This window comes from Saccharothrix sp. NRRL B-16314, assembly GCF_000716595.1.
In the GTDB taxonomy this organism is placed as follows: Bacteria; Actinomycetota; Actinomycetes; order Mycobacteriales; family Pseudonocardiaceae; genus Actinosynnema.
In genome coordinates, this window is sequence record NZ_JNXC01000026.1 from 30,266 (window position 1) to 47,575 (window position 17,310).

General features: G+C 71.3%; 18 protein-coding genes. 11 read left to right on the forward strand and 7 right to left on the reverse strand.

Translation table 11 applies throughout. From position 1 onward, the window contains the following. Nucleotides 1-16: 16 nt before the first annotated feature. A complete protein-coding gene (locus OQ02_RS29620) occupies nt 17-466 on the reverse strand; it encodes an Lrp/AsnC family transcriptional regulator (RefSeq protein ID WP_197043558.1) in 450 nt (149 codons plus the stop codon). A gap of 106 nt (nt 467-572) precedes the next feature. On the opposite strand from OQ02_RS29620, the gene OQ02_RS29625 reads away from it, so the two are divergent. Beyond that, a complete protein-coding gene (locus OQ02_RS29625; RefSeq protein WP_033441921.1) occupies nt 573-1,388 on the forward strand; it encodes a tryptophan 2,3-dioxygenase in 816 nt (271 codons plus the stop codon). Further along, nucleotides 1,385-2,515, forward strand: coding sequence for a kynureninase (gene kynU, locus OQ02_RS29630; protein WP_033441922.1), 1,131 nt, complete (start codon nt 1,385-1,387; stop codon nt 2,513-2,515). Before OQ02_RS29625 ends, kynU begins: the two co-directional genes overlap by 4 nt. A gap of 210 nt (nt 2,516-2,725) precedes the next feature. Here the strand turns inward: kynU and OQ02_RS29635 are convergent, their stop codons facing one another. Further along, nucleotides 2,726-3,451 carry a hypothetical protein gene (locus tag OQ02_RS29635; protein WP_033441992.1) on the reverse strand — a complete coding sequence of 242 codons (726 nt, stop codon included), beginning with the start codon at nt 3,449-3,451 and terminating at the stop codon, nt 2,726-2,728. Between the two features lie 93 nt (nt 3,452-3,544). Here OQ02_RS29635 and OQ02_RS29640 point away from each other — a divergent pair, with 93 nt between their 5' ends. From OQ02_RS29640 to OQ02_RS29660, 5 genes are all read left to right on the forward strand, one after another. Next, the gene (locus tag OQ02_RS29640) at nt 3,545-4,114 is read left to right on the forward strand and encodes a GNAT family N-acetyltransferase (protein WP_033441923.1); all 570 of its coding nucleotides are present in this window, start codon (nt 3,545-3,547) and stop codon (nt 4,112-4,114) included. A 203-nt stretch (nt 4,115-4,317) separates the two neighbouring features. Next, the gene (acs, locus tag OQ02_RS29645; RefSeq protein WP_033441924.1) at nt 4,318-6,294 is read left to right on the forward strand and encodes an acetate--CoA ligase; all 1,977 of its coding nucleotides are present in this window, start codon (nt 4,318-4,320) and stop codon (nt 6,292-6,294) included. A gap of 125 nt (nt 6,295-6,419) precedes the next feature. Beyond that, nucleotides 6,420-7,619, forward strand: a complete 1,200-nt coding sequence (nhaA, locus tag OQ02_RS29650) for a Na+/H+ antiporter NhaA (protein WP_033441925.1) — start codon at nt 6,420-6,422, stop codon at nt 7,617-7,619. Between the two features lie 79 nt (nt 7,620-7,698). Further along, complete coding sequence (locus OQ02_RS29655; protein ID WP_033441926.1) at nt 7,699-8,175, forward strand: phage holin family protein; 477 nt, start codon at nt 7,699-7,701, stop codon at nt 8,173-8,175. Between the two features lie 8 nt (nt 8,176-8,183). Next, complete coding sequence (locus OQ02_RS29660; protein WP_033441927.1) at nt 8,184-9,107, forward strand: alpha/beta fold hydrolase; 924 nt, start codon at nt 8,184-8,186, stop codon at nt 9,105-9,107. On the opposite strand, the gene OQ02_RS29665 is transcribed toward OQ02_RS29660, so the two are convergent. From OQ02_RS29665 to nth, 4 genes are read right to left on the reverse strand one after another with little or no spacing between them, the layout of a single operon-like run. Next, entirely contained in the window at nt 9,108-10,295 is a 1,188-nt protein-coding gene (locus OQ02_RS29665) for a MarP family serine protease (protein WP_033441928.1), read from the reverse strand. After that, a complete protein-coding gene (locus tag OQ02_RS29670; RefSeq protein ID WP_033441929.1) occupies nt 10,292-10,963 on the reverse strand; it encodes an NUDIX hydrolase in 672 nt (223 codons plus the stop codon). Before OQ02_RS29670 ends, OQ02_RS29665 begins: the two co-directional genes overlap by 4 nt. After that, complete coding sequence (locus tag OQ02_RS29675) at nt 10,960-11,550, reverse strand: TlpA family protein disulfide reductase (protein WP_033441930.1); 591 nt, start codon at nt 11,548-11,550, stop codon at nt 10,960-10,962. The genes OQ02_RS29670 and OQ02_RS29675 overlap by 4 nt, the downstream gene beginning before the upstream one ends. Continuing rightward, nucleotides 11,547-12,314 carry an endonuclease III gene (gene nth / locus OQ02_RS29680; protein ID WP_033441931.1) on the reverse strand — a complete coding sequence of 256 codons (768 nt, stop codon included), beginning with the start codon at nt 12,312-12,314 and terminating at the stop codon, nt 11,547-11,549. The genes OQ02_RS29675 and nth overlap by 4 nt, the downstream gene beginning before the upstream one ends. A 278-nt stretch (nt 12,315-12,592) precedes the next feature. On the opposite strand from nth, the gene OQ02_RS29685 reads away from it, so the two are divergent. The 4 genes from OQ02_RS29685 to dnaN all read left to right on the forward strand — a co-directional run bounded on the left by OQ02_RS29685 (nt 12,593) and on the right by dnaN (nt 16,575). Further along, on the forward strand, nt 12,593-12,844 hold the full coding sequence (locus tag OQ02_RS29685) for a hypothetical protein (protein WP_015097743.1): 252 nt from the start codon (nt 12,593-12,595) through the stop codon (nt 12,842-12,844). Between the two features lie 213 nt (nt 12,845-13,057). Beyond that, nucleotides 13,058-13,732, forward strand: a complete 675-nt coding sequence (locus OQ02_RS29690; RefSeq protein WP_033441932.1) for a Crp/Fnr family transcriptional regulator — start codon at nt 13,058-13,060, stop codon at nt 13,730-13,732. Between the two features lie 452 nt (nt 13,733-14,184). Further along, nucleotides 14,185-15,423 (forward strand): MFS transporter, encoded by a 1,239-nt coding sequence (locus OQ02_RS29695; RefSeq protein WP_033441933.1) that lies wholly within the window; start codon nt 14,185-14,187, stop codon nt 15,421-15,423. A 48-nt stretch (nt 15,424-15,471) separates the two neighbouring features. After that, on the forward strand, nt 15,472-16,575 hold the full coding sequence (gene dnaN / locus OQ02_RS29700) for a DNA polymerase III subunit beta (protein WP_033441934.1): 1,104 nt from the start codon (nt 15,472-15,474) through the stop codon (nt 16,573-16,575). A 335-nt stretch (nt 16,576-16,910) separates the two neighbouring features. Here dnaN and OQ02_RS29705 read toward each other — a convergent pair whose 3' ends face one another. Continuing rightward, nucleotides 16,911-17,291: a winged helix-turn-helix transcriptional regulator gene (locus tag OQ02_RS29705; RefSeq protein WP_051772946.1), complete on the reverse strand. Its 381-nt coding sequence runs from the start codon at nt 17,289-17,291 to the stop codon at nt 16,911-16,913. Between the last annotated feature and the right edge of the window lie 19 nt (nt 17,292-17,310).

The window sequence follows — 17,310 nt, forward strand, 5'->3', positions numbered from 1 at the left end:
CCCCCGGGCCGGGGGTTCAGCCGGGTAGCACCGGGCGCCACGGGATGGGCGTCGACAGCACCATGGCACTGGACGTCTCGCCGTAGCCGCCCAGCCGCACGAGCAGCCGTTCCAGCTCGCTGATCGACGTGGTCACCACCTTCACCACCGAGCAGATGTCGCCCGTCAGCCGCACCACCTCCACCACCTCGGGGCAGTCGTCCAGCAGCTCCGGGTGCACCGTGATGCACCGCGGCCCGTAGCACTTCATCCGCACTAGGGCGACCACCGACCGCCCCACCGCCGTGGGGTCGACGGTCGCGCGGTAGCCGGTGATGACACCCGCGTTCTCCAGCCGTCGCACTCGCTGCGCGACCGTCGGCGGCGAGACGTGCACCCGCCGCGCCAGCTCGTTGTACGACAGCCGGGCGTCCTCTTGGAGGGCTTCCAACAGCGCCCAATCCACGTGATCCAGTTCGATGCTCACGACTGCAAAGCTACTCCGGGAATCGCCTCGTGATCATAAGAAGTTCGGGCTCAAACACCGTTCGATGGCCATTCAGATCACTCGAACGCCGAGTCATGATGACGACATGACTTGCCCGGTCGCACCCAAACTCGACTTCGGCGGCACGACGCCCTACGAGGACTACGTGCACGCCTCCGTGCTGCACTCGCTGCAACAGCAGTGGTCCGAAGACCCGCGCGAGATGTCGTTCCTGGTGATCACCCAGGTCATGGAGCTGTACTTCGGCCTGTTGTGCTTCGAGTGGCGGCAGGCCAAGAAGGAGCTGCGCGCCGACGACGTGCGTGCCGCGGTCCGCACCCTGCGCCGCAGCGAACTGCACATGCAGGCCCTCAACGCGGCGTGGCGGCCCATCGCCCGGATGACGCCGGCCGAGTTCAACTCGTTCCGCGACGCGCTCGGCGAGGGCTCCGGCTTCCAGTCCGGCCGGTACCGGGAGGTGGAGTTCCTGCTCGGCGAGAAGTCCCGGTCGATGCTCGTGCCGCACCGCGCCGTGCCGCAGCAGCACGACGCGCTCGAGAAGCTGCTCAGCGAGCCGAGCCTGTACGACGAGGTGCTCGGCTTCCTGCACCGCCAGGGCCTGCCGATCCCGTCCCACGTCCTCGAACGCGACGTCAGCGGGCCCTACGAGCCGAGTGCCGACGTGGAGGCCGCGTGGGCGGACATCTACCGCAGCGGGTCCGGTGACCTGCTCGAACTCGGCGAGGCGTTGACCGACATCGCCGAGGAGTTCGCCCGCTGGCGCTACGACCACCTGCTCGCGACCCGTCGTTCGATGGGCGCGAAAACCGGCACCGGCGGCTCCGCGGGAGTTGCGTGGTTGGAGAAGCGCACGCAACGCTCGGTCTTCCCCGAGCTGTGGACGGCCAGGAGTCACGTATGACGAGCCCACCCGACCCGTTGGCGCACATCCGCGACCTGTTCGACCTCGACGACGACGTCGTGTACCTGGACGGCAACTCGCTGGGCGCGCCGCCGAAGGCCGTGGCCGAACGGGTGCAGCACGTGGTGCGCCACCAGTGGGGCCGGCGGCTCATCCGCAGCTGGTCGGAGGGCTGGTGGGAGGCGCCGGAACGGGTCGGAAACCGGGTCGGACGGCTCGTCGGCGCCGCGCCGGGGCAGGTCGTCGTGGCGGACTCGACCAGCGTGAACCTGTTCAAGGCGTTGATGGGGGCGGTGCGCAACACCGACCGCATGGAGATCGTCGTGGACGAGGGCACGTTCCCGACGGACGGGTACATCGCGCGGTCGGTGTCGGAGCTGACGGGGCTCGCGCTGCGGGCGGCGCCGCCGGAGGAGCTGGACCTGCGGGACACCACGGCGGTCGTGCTGCTGAACCACGTCGACTACCGGACGGGTCGGCTGCTGGACATGGCGCGGCTGACCGAGCAGGTGCACGCGGTGGGGGCGAAGGTCGTCTGGGACCTGTGCCACAGCGCGGGCGTGCTGCCGATCGAGCTGGACGCGCTCGGCGTCGACCTGGCCGTGGGCTGCACGTACAAGTTCCTCAACGGCGGTCCCGGCTCGCCCGCGTTCATCTACGTGCCGAAGGCCGGCCAGTCCGCGTTCGAGCAGCCGCTGACCGGGTGGACGGGCCACGAGGTGCCGTTCGCCATGGCGCCGGAGTACACACCCGACCCCGGCGTGACCCGGGCCCGCGTCGGCACGCCGGACATCATCTCGATGCTCGCGCTGGACGCCGCCCTGGACGTCTGGGACCACGTCGAGCTGGCCGATGTGCGGGCCAAGGGCTTGCGGCTGACCTCGCACTTCATCTCGTTGGTGGAGGACCTGCCGGGCCTCGAGTTGATCACTCCGCGGGACGAGTGGCGTGGCCACCAGGTCTCGCTGCGCCACCCGGAGGCGAAGCGGATCATGACGCAGCTGATCGAGCGCCAGGTCATCGGCGACCACCGCCCGCCCGACGTCCTCCGCTTCGGCTTCGCCCCGCTCTACAACACCTTCGCGGACGCCGAACGCGCCGCCGACACCCTGAAAACCCTCCTCTAACCCGTGAGTCCTACGTTCAGGACCCGTGAGTCCTACGTTCAGAACAACCGTGTCCTACGTTCAGGACCCCCGAGTTCAACGCTCAGAACCGGCCATGTGTCCCGAGCGTTGAATTCGGGGGTTCCGAACGTAGGACTCACCCGTCCCGAACGTAGGACTCACGCGTTCCGAACGTAGGACTCACGGGACGGGAACGTAGGACTCACGGGGTCAGGGGGTGGCGGTGTCGGCGATGCTGCGGGCTTCGCGGGCGCCGGCTTCGACGGCCTCGCACCAGAACAGGAGCCAGCGGGTGACGCCCTCGGGGTCACCGGTGGAGAAGCCGTGCAGGGCGGCCGAGTAGTCGTTCTGACGGCGCAGGCACATCACCTCGGGCACGCCCAACGACTTCGGGTCCAACCCGCCGGCGATCGACGCCAAGCGGGACGCGGCACGCGCGACCACCCCGTTGGCCGTCTCGAACGGCGCCAGCGACATCAGCTCCCCGTGCACCACGGCCACCAGCACGGGACCGGGAACGGACGTGCCGCCGGTGACGAGGTTCGCCAGCAGGTCCAGCCGCTCGGACATCCCCGGCTCGGCCCGCGGTCGCCCCAGCTCACCGCCCAGGTCCGCACCCGCCAGCACGTGCAACCGCGCCAACGCCTGCATCGGCGCCCGCTGCCACGTCGGCAGCACCACGCCCAACGCCTCCGCCACCCGCAGCGCACCGGCCAGCACGGGGTCGGTCACCGACCCGTCGGCTGGGATGGCGGTCGGCCCGCCGTCCAACGCCGCCGACGCACGGGCGGCGCGCACGGACGCCTCGGCCGCGGTGGTCGCCCAGCCGCGCAGGTTCACCCGGTGCCGGTGCACCTGGAACACGGCGTCACGCGCGGCGGCGACGGCGTCGGCCACACCGGGCAGGTCCAGCAGCGGGGCAAGCGGATCGGTCACGCCGCAGAACACTACTCGCCGGTAAGTGGCTATCTGAAACAACCTCAAACTGGCTATCTGAGATAGCCACTACACCGCATTACCGTCCGGGGCATGAACTGGTACGACCGCCCGGTGCTCGCCGGCGACCACGTCCGCCTCGAACCCCTCACCCCCGACCACGTCGAGGGCCTGCACGAGGCGGGCAAGGACCCGGACGTCTGGACCTGGCTCAGCACACCCCACCCCACCACCGTCGACGAGACCCGCGCGTACGTCGAGCGGAGCCTGGCCGACCCGACCCGCCTGGCGTGGGCCCAGATCGACCCCCGCACGAACGAGGTCGCCGGCACGACGTCGTACTACGAGATCGACCCGAAGCACCGCGGCCTCTACATCGGACACACCTGGATCGGCACGCGCTGGCAGCGCACCGCCCTCAACACCGACGCCAAGCTCCTGCTGCTCCGACGGGCCTTCGAGGACCTGGGCGCGCTTCGCGTCGGCTGGCACACGGACCTCCGCAACGAACGCTCCCAGCGGGCCATCGAACGCCTCGGCGCGACCCGCGAAGGCGTCCTCCGGGTGCACCGCGTCCGTCCGGACGGAACTCTGCGCGACACCGTCGTGTACTCGATGACGGCGGCCGAGTGGCCGGCTGCGAGGGCCGCCCTGACCACGTGACGCGAGTCACGGAGTGTGCCGCTGGTCGCAGCCTAGGTGTCGTTCGGCGGAATCGCGGTGGTCAGCGGGCGTGCCACGGGTTACACAGTTACCCACGCGTTTCCCAATCCGCCGAAATTGGTCTGAACCTTTTGGGTGCACAGTGACCTCGATCGCACTACGGTCGGTGCCGCACCCCCACGGATTCAGGAGGTCCGCCCACCATGACAGAGCCGCAAGCCGCCCTGGACAACCTGTCGACCGAGCACAGGACGTTCCCGCCCAGCGAGGAGTTCGCCGCGCAGGCCAACGCGACCGCCGCGCTGTACGAGGAGGCGAGCGCCGACCGCGAGGCGTTCTGGGCGAAGCAGGCCGAGCGGCTGTCCTGGGACACCAAGTGGGACCGGGTCCTGGACTGGTCGGACGCCCCGTTCGCCAAGTGGTTCGTCGGCGGCAAGCTGAACGTCGCGTACAACTGCGTCGACCGGCACGTCGAGTCCGGCCACGGCGACCAGGTCGCCATCCACTGGGAGGGTGAGCCCGGCGACAGCCGCGCCATCACCTACGCCGAGCTGCAGCGCGAGGTCTCCAAGGCGGCCAACGCCCTGGTCGAGCTGGGTGTCGGCGCGGAGGACCGGGTCGCCATCTACATGCCGATGGTGCCCGAGGCCATCTTCTCCATGCTCGCGTGCGCGCGCGTCGGCGCGATGCACAGCGTCGTGTTCGGCGGCTTCTCCGCCGAGGCGCTGCGCACCCGCATCGAGGACTCCCAGGCCAAGCTGGTGATCACCACCGACGGCCAGTACCGGCGCGGCAACCCGGCGGCGCTCAAGCCGGCCGTGGACGAGGCCGTGTCGAAGGCGAAGAGCGTCGAGCACGTGCTCGTGGTCAAGCGCACGAGCAGCGAAGTGGACTGGACCGAGGGTCGCGACGTCTGGTGGCACGACCTCGTCGAGCGCCAGTCCGACCAGCACGCGCCGGAGGCGTTCGACTCCGAGCACCCGCTGTTCATCCTCTACACCTCGGGCACCACGGGTAACCCGAAGGGCATCCTGCACACGTCGGGCGGCTACCTGACCCAGGCGTCGTACACGCACTACAACGTGTTCGACCTCAAGCCGGACACCGACGTCTACTGGTGCACCGCCGACATCGGCTGGGTCACCGGGCACAGCTACATCGTGTACGGCCCGCTGTCCAACCGCGTCACGCAGGTCGTCTACGAGGGCACGCCCAACACCCCGCACGAGGGCCGCCACTGGGAGATCGTGCAGAAGTACGGCGTGTCGATCTACTACACCGCGCCGACGCTGATCCGCACGTTCATGAAGTGGGGCGCGGACATCCCGGCCAAGTACGACCTGTCGACGCTGCGCGTGCTCGGCAGCGTCGGCGAGCCGATCAACCCCGAGGCGTGGATCTGGTACCGGGAGACCGTCGGCGCGGGCAGCACGCCCGTCGTGGACACCTGGTGGCAGACCGAGACCGGCTCGATCATGATCTCCCCGCTGCCCGGCGCGACGACCGCCAAGCCCGGCTCGGCGCAGCGCCCGCTGCCCGGCATCAGCGCGAAGGTCGTGGACGACCAGGGCAACGAGGTCCCCAACGGCGGCGGCGGCTACCTGGTGCTCGACCAGCCGTGGCCGGGGATGCTGCGCGGCATCTGGGGCGACGAGCAGCGCTACCGCGACACGTACTGGTCCCGGTTCGCCGACCAGGGCTTCTACTTCGCCGGTGACGGCGCGAAGTACGACGCGGACGGCGACATCTGGCTGCTGGGCCGGGTGGACGACGTGATGAACGTGTCGGGGCACCGGATCTCCACCACCGAGGTCGAGTCCGCGCTGGTCTCGCACCCGACGGTGGCCGAGGCGGCGGTGGTCGGCGCGACCGACCCCACCACCGGCCAGGGCATCGTGGCGTTCGTGATCCTGCGCGGCGGCGCGGCCGAGGGCTCGGACGGCGCGGCGGCGATCAAGGCGCTGCGCGACCACGTGGCCAAGGAGATCGGCCCGATCGCGAAGCCGCGGCAGATCATGGTCGTGCCGGAGCTGCCGAAGACCCGCTCGGGCAAGATCATGCGCCGGCTGCTGCGGGACGTGGCGGAGAACCGGCAGGTCGGCGACGTGACCACGCTCGCGGACTCGTCGGTGATGGACCTGATCTCCAGGGGCCTCAAGTCGGGCGCCGCAGAGGACTGACCAGGGGTTGGGAGGGGTGTTCACCGAGTGGTGGACACCCCTTTCGCGTTGCTAGGGTCGTGGGGGTGAGCCGGGAAGTCTGGTCGGCACGAGGATGAGCCGTACCCGACGCACCGGAGTGGATCTTGACGAGTCGCAAGCGGAACGCCGCCACCGAGTTCGCGCGCTACCTGCGCACCGAAACGGTCGGCGGCATGATCCTGCTGGCCGCGACCGCCGTGGCGTTGATCTGGGCGAACTCACCCCTGTCCGGCGCGTACACCGCGCTGCGTGACTTCCACCTCGGGCCGGAGTCGCTGCACCTGAGCCTGAGCGTCGGCGACTGGGCCAAGGACGGCCTGCTCGCGATCTTCTTCTTCGTCGCCGGGCTGGAGCTCAAGCGCGAGCTCGTGATCGGCGAGCTGAACGACTTCAAGGCCGCGATCCTGCCGGTGGTGGCGGCGGTCGGCGGCATGGTCGTGCCCGCGGCGATCGCGCTCGGCGTCGGCTGGGGCGAGCCGGGGATCGAACGGGCGTGGGCGATCCCGGTGGCCACGGACATCGCGTTCGCGCTGGGCGTGCTGGCGATCACCGCGTCGGGCCTGCCGAACAGCCTGCGGTTGTTCCTGCTCAGCCTCGCCGTGGTGGACGACCTCGGTGCGATCGTGCTGATCGCGGTGCTGTTCACGGCGACGTTCAACCTGGTCGCGGCGGCGGCTGCGGTGGCGTTGCTGGCGCTCTACGCGTTCCTCCAGCACAAGCGGGTGACGACACCCTGGCTCTACGTGCCGATCGCGGTGGGCACGTGGGTCGCCGTGCACGCGGCGGGCGTGCACGCCACCATCGCCGGCGTCGCGCTGGCCCTGCTGACCCGCGTGCGCAAGGACAACTACGAGCACGAAGCGCCCGCGCTGCGGCTGGAGCACCGGTTGCAGCCGTGGTCGGCGGCCGTGGCGGTGCCGGTGTTCGCGCTGTTCGCGGCCGGCGTGCCGGTGAACGGCGAGGCGCTGGGCGCGTTGTTCTCGGACCGGCTGGCGCTCGGCGTGATGCTGGGCCTGGTGGTGGGCAAGCTCGTCGGCATCGTCGGCGCGTCCGCGTTGGCGGTGCTGCTCAAGGCCGCGGTGTGGCCGAGCGGAGCCGGACCGCGGGACATCGTCGCGGTCGCCATGCTCGGCGGCGTCGGGTTCACGGTGAGCCTGCTGATCTCCGACCTCGCCCTGGAGGGCGCCGCCGCCGAACAGGCCAAGGCGGCCGTGCTGCTGGCGTCGCTGGCGGCCTCGTTGCTGGCCGCGGTGCTGCTGGTGCGGCGCAACCGGGTGCACCAGCGCGCCGACGACGACGCCTGAACCGGCCGGGATCGGCGGAGAATCGCGGACATCAGCCAGTCGTGGAGCCCCGGTGGGCGGTGCATGGCACGATGAACCGGTGACCAGCGCTCGGGAGACCACCAACGGCAGCGGACTGCCACCTGTTCCGTCGATCCCGTTGACCGCGGAGAGCGCGGTCAAGATCGCGGAGGAAACGTCCATCGGCGGCTTGGTGCGCGATGCGACGGCCCACCTGTCGACGTTGCTCAGGGCCGAGGTCGAGCTGGCCAAGTCCGAGGTCGCGGGCGAGATCAAGAAGGGCGTGCGGGGCAGCGTCTACTTCATCCTCGCGCTGGCGGTGCTGCCGTTCGCCCTCATCCTGCTCTTCATGACCCTGGCCCACGCGCTGCACGACCTGTTCGACTTCCCGCTGTCGTTGTCGTTCCTGATCGTGTTCGTCGTCGTGATCGCCACGGTGGGGCTGCTGGTCGCCCTCGGCGTGCGGAAGATGAAGAAGCTGCGTGCGCCACAGCGGACCATCGCGTCGGCCAAGGACACCGTCGCGGCCCTCCGCCACCGCGGCGAAGGCCACTGAACCGCGCCGTGCGGCTGCCCGACCCGTCGACCGCTCGGGTGCCCGGCCCCTGGGCGCACCGCGACGTGTCCGCGAACGGCATCCGCCTGCACGTCGCCGAGCTGGGCGAAGGTCCGCTCGTGCTGCTGCTGCACGGTTTCCCGGAGTTCTGGTGGTCGTGGCGGCACCAGCTGGTCGCGATCGCCGAGGCGGGCTACCGGGCCGTCGCCGTCGACCTGCGCGGCTACGGCGACTCGGACAAACCACCGCGCGGGTACGACGGGTTCACGCTCGCCGGTGACGTCGCGGGCCTGGTGAAGGCGCTCGGCGAACCGCGCGCGCACCTCGTCGGCCACGCCTGGGGCGGCATGCTGGCGTGGACGGTCGGCGCCATGCACCCCCGCCTCGTCTACTCGGTGACGGCCGTCTCCGCGCCGCACCCGTTGGCGCTGCGCCGCGCGATCCGGCGCCACCCGCGGCACCAGGGCCGGGCCAGCGCCCACCTGTTCCGCTTCCAGCTGCCGATGTACCCGGAGCGGTGGCTGACCAAGGACGGCGGCGCGGCGGTGGCCGGCCTGCTCGGCGCGTGGGGTGGTCCTAAGTGGACGGTGTCGCCCGAGTTCGACGAGGTGGTGCGGCGCAACCGGGAGGCCGTCCTGGTGCAGGGCGTCGCGCACAGCTCGATGGAGTACTTCCGCTGGGCGGTGCGCTCCCAGCTGCGCGGCGACGGCCGCCGGTTCGCCGAGGCCGTCGACCGCCGGCTGGAGGTGCCGGTGCTCCAGGTGCACGGCGCGCTCGACCCGGTGATGCTCCAGACGACGGCGTCCGACTCGGGCATCTGGACGGGTGCCCGCTCGTCGTTCCAGGTGGTGCCGGAGGTAGGTCACTTCCCGCACCAGGAAGCGCCCCAGACCACGAGCCGGATCGTCACCGACTTCCTGGCGAAGGTCTGATCAGGACGCGCAGGTCTGGGTGGACGCGCGCCGCACCATCGTCGGCGCGTCCGCCACCTCCTGCGCGACTTCCTGCGCGGTCAGCACGAAACCGGTCTCCTGGTCGTCGACGGCCGCGCCGAACACCACGCCGATCACCCGGCCCTGCGGGTCGACCAGCGGGCCGCCGGAGTTGCCGCTGCGCACCTTCGCCCGCACCGTGTACACCTCCCGCGTCACGGTCTGCGCGTCGTAGATGTCCGGCCCGCGCAGCATCGGGATCCGCTCCCGGACCCGCGCCTCGGACGCCGTGTACGGGCCGTCCAGCGGGTAGCCGAGCACGATCCCGTCCTCGCCCTGCGCGATCTCGTCGGTGCGGAACTCCAGCGGCACGGCCTCCAGGTCCGGCACGGCGAGGATCGCGATGTCCGTCTGCGGGTCGTAGTGCACGACCGTGGCGTCGAACTGGCCGAGCCCGACTTCCACCGTGACCTCGGTGGTGCCCGCGACGACGTGCGCGTTCGTCATCACGCGCTCGGGCGAGATGACGAAACCCGTGCCCTCCAACGCGCGCGAGCACGACGGCGCGCGTCCGCGCACCTTCAGCACGCTGGGCCGCAGCTGCTGCACGATCGGGTTCGAGCTCAGCCCCGGGTCCGGCGGGCCGACCTCCTTCAACGGCATCTGGTTGAACGGGTCCACCGCGGCCGGGAAGCCCGACACGTCGAACAGGTTCTGGAGGTCGTCGGCCAACGTCCGCGCCGCCTGCGGCATGGTGTCGTCCACCGTGGACAGGATCACCGACTGGTTCAGCGCCTTGGCCAGCGACGGCAGGCCCGCGACCATGGTCAGCGGCAGCGCGATCATCCACGCCACCACGAACACCACGGCGCCCTGCACGATCGCGCCCAGCGCGTTGTCCGCGCCGCGCAGCGGACTGGAGTTGACCCGGGGCTTGATGATGCGGCCGACGTACACGCCGAGCGTCTCGCCCAGCGCGACCAGCAGCACCACGATGCCGACCGCGAACACGACCTTGGTCACCACGTTGTCGAACTGCGCCACCGCCAGCGGCGCGAGCTGCGTGCCGAGGACCAGTCCGATCAGGACGCCGACGAAGGCGGGCAGCGCGACGACCATGCCCTGCCGTGCGCCCGACACGGCGGCGAAGGCGGCGAGCGCCAGCACCAGGAGGTCAACCCAGTTCACGGAACCTCCGTCGCACGCAAGGCCAGGTCGAGGTCGCGCACGTCCGCGGTGTCCCACGGCCGTTCCCAGCCGCCCAGGGCGAGCAGCCCGTTGAGCAGGCCGGCGGTGAAGCCCCACACCAGCATCCCCGGCGCGGAGAACGCCGGACCGGTGTAACCGGACGGGTGGCTCACCCGGAACCGGTTCGCCGGGTCCGCCAGGTGCGCGATCGGCACCCGCGCCACGGCGGCGGTCTCGCCCGGGTCGACCGGCGCGACCGGCGACGGCTCGTCCCAGTGCGCCAGCACCGGCGTGACGACGAACCCGGACACCGGCACGTACAGCTCCGGCAGCGTGGCGACCGGCCGGACGCCTTCGCGCAGCACACCGGTCTCCTCGTACGCCTCGCGCAGCGCCGTGTCCACCGGCCCGTCGTCGGTCGGGTCGGCCGCGCCGCCGGGGAAGGCGACCTGGCCGGGGTGCGAGCCGAGGGTGTCGGCCCGGCGCAGCAGCAGCACGTCCGGGCCTGCACCGCCGTCGCCGAACAGCATCAGCACGGCGGCGGGACGTCCGGTGCCGTCCGGCGGCGGCGAGATGCGGGTGAACGTGCGGGCGTCGATGTCGGCGGTGGCCTTGACCAGGCCGCCCATCCACTCCGGCACACCGTCCGGATCGACCAGGGCCGTCATCCGACCACCTCGCGCACCTGGTCGACCGACGTGAACGCGATGGGGTCGGTCACCTCGGCGAACGACCCGTCCACCCCGGTGACGTAGCTCACGGGCAACCTCGGTGGCACGCGCAGGGCTTTGCGCACACCGTCGCCCTCGTCGAAGACCGCGGGCAGGTGCACGCCGAGTTTCGCCAACAGCTCCAGACCGTCAGCCTCCTTGCTCCCCACCAGGACCGCCACCACCGGCACCGCGCCCGGCTCCTGCGCGTACGCGTCCAGGACCTTCAGCTCCTCCTGACAGGGAACGCACCACGTCGCCCAGAAGTTCACCAGGACCCGACCGGACGCAGCGGAAGCCATGTCCACCTGCTGCCCGTCGCCGAGGCACGTGACCGTGACGCCGCGCAGCGCCTGCGGTCCCTGGCCGTCCGCCCGGGTGCACGGCCGCAGCGCCGCCTGGCCGCGCACGACGCCCAGGTCAGCCGTCGGCGCCGTCCGGGTGGGCACGGCCTGGTCGTTCTCCGATGAACGCGGCCACAGCGCGACGACACCCGCCACCGCCAGCACCAGGGCGACGACGACCCACCGCGCTGCGACGCTCACGCCGGCTTCGCCCCCGCCCGCACGCGCTCGGCGAGTTCGATCAGGTGCGGTGCTTCCTCGCCCTTGACCAGCTTCTGCGCCTTGACCGGGTCGACCTGCCCGATGCCGTAGGACGGGCACTGCGGCGCCAGCAGGCACGCGCCGCACGCGGGGGTGCGGGCGTGGCAGACGCGGCGGCCGTGGAAGATCGTGCGGTGCGAGAGCAGGGTCCACTCCTTGCGCTCGATCAGCGCGCCCACGACGTGCTCGACCTTGACCGGGTCCTCCTCCTCGGTCCAGCCCCAGCGGCGGACGAGCCGGCCGAAGTGGGTGTCGACCGTGATCCCCGGCACGCCGAACGCGTCGCCCAGCACCACGTTCGCGGTCTTGCGCCCGACGCCGGGCAGCGTCACCAGGTCCTTGAGGTTGCCCGGCACCTCGCCGCCGAACCGCTCCACCAGCGCGGAGCCCAGGCCGATCAGCGACGTCGCCTTGTTCCGGTAGAAGCCGGTCGACTTGATCAGCTCCTCCAGCTCCGCGCGGTCGGCCGAGGCGTAGTCGGCGGCCGTGGGGTAGCGGCGGAACAGCGCGGGCGTGACGAGGTTCACCCGGACGTCGGTGGTCTGCGCGGAGAGCACGACCGCGACCAGGAGCTGCAACGGGTCCTCGAAGTCCAGTTCGCAGTGCGCGTCGGGGTAACCCTCACCGAGGACCCGCACCATGCGTCGCGCCCGGCGGACCAGCCCCAGCCTCGTCTCCGGCTGCTTCGCCGCGCTCTTCGCCATGCGCCCAGGTTAATGGCCGACGCGTGGTGGACGGCGGCTCGGTCGTCCGACCGCCCGATCGCCCGGGAGGCGCCGCGCCGCCGGTGTCCCGCCCGTCCGGGGGAGCCGGTACCGATCCACCCGGCGACGGCCCGTTTGAAGCGGCACGATCACGGGCAAGCAACCACGAGCGGACCGTGCACGTCCTCTGGACAACACGACGGACGACCTCGAACCGACACGCCAGAGTGACCCCCTTGACCGCGCGCCGAACCGGATGCGCAAAGATCGGAGCCATCATGACTGCCTGGTTCGTCATCGCCGTTCCGATCGTGATCATGTTCTTCGCACTCTTCATGGAGCGCGTTGAAGCTCGCCTCCGGCACGTAGCCGTGCAGGAGGACGAGGTCGAGGAGTTCCTGGAGTCGGCGCGCCCCGACGAGGTCAGGGCGCTCTACGGGCACGGCATCGGCCGCGCGCTGGAGCTGTTCCGGCTGCGCAGGCTGGGTGGTCGTGCCAGGAACCTGCGTCAGCGGCGAACCCGCCGCTAAGCGGGGCAAGACCGGCGAGGCCCACGGGGTCAACCCCCGGCGGGCCTTATCGGGCTGTCCGCGTCAATGTCATCAGGGCTTCGGTAGCGGCGTGCCGAAAGGCGATCCACACCACAGCCCTTAGACTGCACTCAGTGATCGGCGGCAGGCGCTGATCCGCCAGAAGGCGGAACGCGCTCAACCATGCCGCCGCGTCTCGACAGGAGGGACGAGGTGGACGAGACCCTGGCCCGCGCGGGCATTTTCCAGGGGGTCGAACAGGCCGCGGCGGAGGCACTGGCGCAGACGCTGGAGTCGGTCGAATTCCCGCGCGGCCACGTGATCTTCGCGGAAGGCGAGCCGGGAGACCGGCTCTACATCATCCAATCCGGCAAGGTGAAGATCGGCCGGAAGTCGCCGGACGGGCGGGAGAACCTCTTGGGGATCTTCGGGCCGTCGGACATGTTCGGCGAGTTGTCGATCTTCGACCCCGGTCCGCGCACGTCCACCGCGACCACGGTGACCGAAGTGCGCGCGGTCAGCATGGACCGCCCCGCGCTGCGGCAGTGGATCACCAACCGGCCGGAGATCGCCGAGCAGCTGCTGAGGGCACTGGCCCGCAGGCTGCGCCGGACGAACTCCATGCTGGCCGACCTGATCTTCACGGACGTGCCGGGCCGGGTGGCCAAGGCGTTGTTGCAGCTCGCGCAGCGCTTCGGCAGCCAGGAGGCCGGGCTCCTGCGGGTCACCCACGACCTCACGCAGGAGGAGATCGCCCAGTTCGTCGGCGCCTCGCGCGAGACGGTGAACAAGGCCTTGGCCGACTTCGCCCACCGCGGTTGGCTCCGGCTGGAGGGCAAGAGCGTGCTGATCCTCGACCCGGAGCGGCTGGCCCGCCGGGCCCGCTGATCCCGGGGATCGACACCACCGGAAAGCACAACAAGACCGGGCGCCGCCCCCGACGCGGCGCACCGGTCTTGCTGTCGCACGGCCCATCCCCCGACAGACCGCGCATTCCACACATCCGGCGCCCGTAGGCCCCGACCCTTGAAGCGCCGGAAGGAGGTCTGGGTTCCCACTGAGACAGCGGTCGAAACGGGTTTCCCCGCCGAATCCGGTGCCGACAGCGGTTGCTACCTCAACGATCGCACGCCACCTCGTGGGCAACTCAAGCCCGTTCACCCTCACGGGGCCTCTGTTCAGCGGTTTTGCCGCCGGGTTTCACCCAGTCATCCCAGTGTTGTAATCGAACCGCAACGCACTCCCAGGCCTTGGACGCGACTGGGCAGGTGACGGAGCCGACTGGCGCTTCCCCCGAAAACGATTAGTACGCGCGTACCAGTGCGTGCATACTGGTACGCATGTCCCACTCTGCCCGCCTCTCCGACTACCGCGCTGCCCTGACCACGCCCGGCATGCGCGGCCCCGTGGTCGCGTCACTGCTCGCCCGCCTGCCGATCGCGATGATCGGCCTGTCGCTGCTGCTGTACGTGCAGCGGGAGACCGGTTCGTTCGCCGCGGCGGGTCTGGTGTCGGCGTCGTCGCTGGTGGGCGTGGCTGTCGGGTCGATCGTGCAGGGCAGGTTGATGGACCGGCACGGGCCGACGCGCCCGTTGCTCGTCTCGGTGGCGCTGTTCTCCGCGTTCGTGGCGCTGGCGATCGGCGCGGTCGAGGTCGGTGCCGCGCTGGCGGTGCTGATGCCGGTGGCGTTCGCGGTCGGTCTCACCGAACCGATGGTCGGCTCCGCGTCCCGTGCGCTGTGGTCGCAGGTGGTGCCCGCCGGGTCGACGCGGCTCGCCGGGTACGCGTACGAGGCGATCAGCATGGAGGTGTTCTTCATCCTCGGTCCCGGCCTCGCCGGGCTGCTGGTCACGGCGCCGTGGGCGGGCACCGGTGTGGTGATCGGCGCGGCGTCGATGGTCGTCGGCTCGGTGTGGTTCGCCCTGGACCCGACGGTGCGCGGCGTTCGCCCGACGCCGAGGACCCGGAGCCTGCTGGGCGCGCTGGCGTCCCCCGGCATGCGCACGGTGGCGCTGGCGGCGCTGGGCTTCGGCATGACGATCGGGTTCATCGAGGTGGCCGTGCCCGCTGCCGCCGCGCAGGCGGGTCACGTCGGCGTGGGCGGGCTGCTGCTGAGCCTGTGGTCGGTCAGCTCGGTGATGTTCGGCGTCCTGTACTCGATGAAGCCGTTCCCCCGGCCGATGCACCTGCGGTTGCCGGTGCTGCTCGGCGGGTTCGCGGTGCTGTCGCTGCTGCTGGCGGTGCCGACCGGGCTGATCGGCCTGGGTGCCGCGCTGTTCGTGGTGGGCACGTTGATCACGCCGCAGGCCACCGCCCACTCGGCCGCGATCGAGCAGGTGGCGCCCGCCGGGACGGCCACCGAGGCGTTCGGCTGGGTGGTGACGGCGGTGACCGTGGGGTTGGCGATCGGGCAGTCGGCGAGCGGCCAGCTGGTCGAGTCGTACGGGACGGGTGCGGCGTTCGTCGCGGCGGCGGTGTCCGGGCTGGCGATCGCCGGGCTGGTGTGGGCGTTCCGCGGGACGGTGGCGGCCGGCGTGCCGCTGCCGAAGCAGGACGAGCTGGCCCTGATGTCGCCCTGACCTGCGCCCCGACCGGAATTGTCGGTGGTCGGGTCTAGCGTCCCCGACATGGACCTGACCGCCACCACAGCCGATCTCGCCTCGGCCACCGCCGACGTCGCCCGCCTACTGCCATCGCGGGTGTACGACCCGGTGCTGGCCGGTCTGGTGCTGCGCGCGGACGGCGGTGGCGTCACGCTGGCGGGCAGTGATCGAGAACACGCCGTCCGCCTGACCCGACCGGCCACGGTGCACGCCGACGGCGCGGTGGTCGTTCCCGCCAAACCCCTCGCGGACACGCTTCGGGGGTTGGACGACCCGCAGGTCAGGCTGGTGGTGGAGGGTTCACGCCTTGCCGTGCGCACGTCGACGGCCCGCTTCGCCCTGCCGTTGCTCGACCTGGCCACCCACCCCGGCATCCCACCGCTGCCGCCCGCCGTCGGTTCGCTGCCGGCCCGCACCCTCGCCGCGGCCCTGGTCCCGGTGTCCAGCGCTGCTTCGAAGGACGACGCGCTCCCCGTCTTCACCGGTGTCCGCATCCACGGCGCGGGCGGTCGGCTGGAGCTGATCGCCACCGACCGTTACCGAATGGCCTTCGCTTCGCTACCGTGGGTGCCGACAGGCGAACTGGACGTCCTCGCTCCGGCGGTGGCCCTGGCCGAGGCGTCCCGCCGACCGGAGCGGGATGCCGAGGTGACGGTGCACGCCGACGCCGACCGCGTCGCCCTGTCGTGGGCGGGTGGGAGCGTGAGCACGGCGCTGCTGGCCGCCCCGTTCCCGGACGATCGAGTGAGAAAGCTGTTGGAGGCGGTCATCGACAGCACGGTGTTGGTGGAAGCGGACGTGCTGGCGGGCGCGGTCCGACGAGCAGTCCCCTACGCCGGTCCGCACGGGTCGGTGACGATCCAGGTGGACGACGGTGAGCTGCGGGTGCGGGGCAGTGATCCGCAGAACGGCGAGTCGGAGGAGTCGGTCAAGGCGACGATCGACGGGAACCGGGTGACGAAGACCTTCCAGGCGAGGTACCTGGCCGATGCGCTGCGGGCGTTCAGCGGGCGGCGGGTCGAGCTGCGGATCCAGGACGGGCTGCGGTCGACGGTGCTGACGTCGCAGGCCGGGGACGACGGCGTGGAGCTGACGTACCTGGTGGTGCCCCTGCGAACGGTCTCCTGACCCAACGCCCACCTTGCCGCCCCGCCCGGCCGGCCGGCGCTCGGTCTGCGCGGAGGGCGGCCCGTCCGGCGCTCGGCCCGCCCAACGCCCGGCCCGTCCGGCTCTTGGTCCCTCCAGCGCCCGTTCCGCCCAACGCCCGGTCCCTCCAGCGCTCGGTCCCTCCAGCGCTCGGTCCGCCCGGCGCTCGGTCCGCCCGGCGCCCGTTCCGCCCAACGCCCGGCCCGTCCGGCTCTTGGTCCCTCCAGCGCCCGTTCCCTCCAGCGCTCGGTCCGCCAAGCGCTCGGTCCCTCCAGCGCTCGGTCCGCGCGGGAGGCGGTTCGAGAGCCGGAGGGCGGCTAATCGGTGCCGGGGCCGGCTCCCCAGGCCCACATGGCCTCCAGGACGTCGCGCAGGGCCTGCCCGCGGGGCGTCAAGGCGTACTTCACCCGGCTGGGCCAGCCGGGTTCACGGGAGCGCACGACCACGCCGCAGGCGGTCAGGTGTGCCAAGCGGTCGGTGAGGACCTTGTCGGACAGTGCGGGCAGGACTGTCGCGAGGTCGCTGAAGGTTCGTTCGTCGGCGAGCAGCTCGCGCACGACCAGCGTCGTCCACCGGCCGCGCAGCGCGTGCAACGTGACCTCCACCGGGCAGTCGGCCACCGGGTGGTCGACCCCGCCGTACTCCTCGTCGGCCCAGAGATCCCGTCTGACCTGGGCACTTACCGTTTGGTTGGTCACGCGCCGCCCTCCTAGCGTC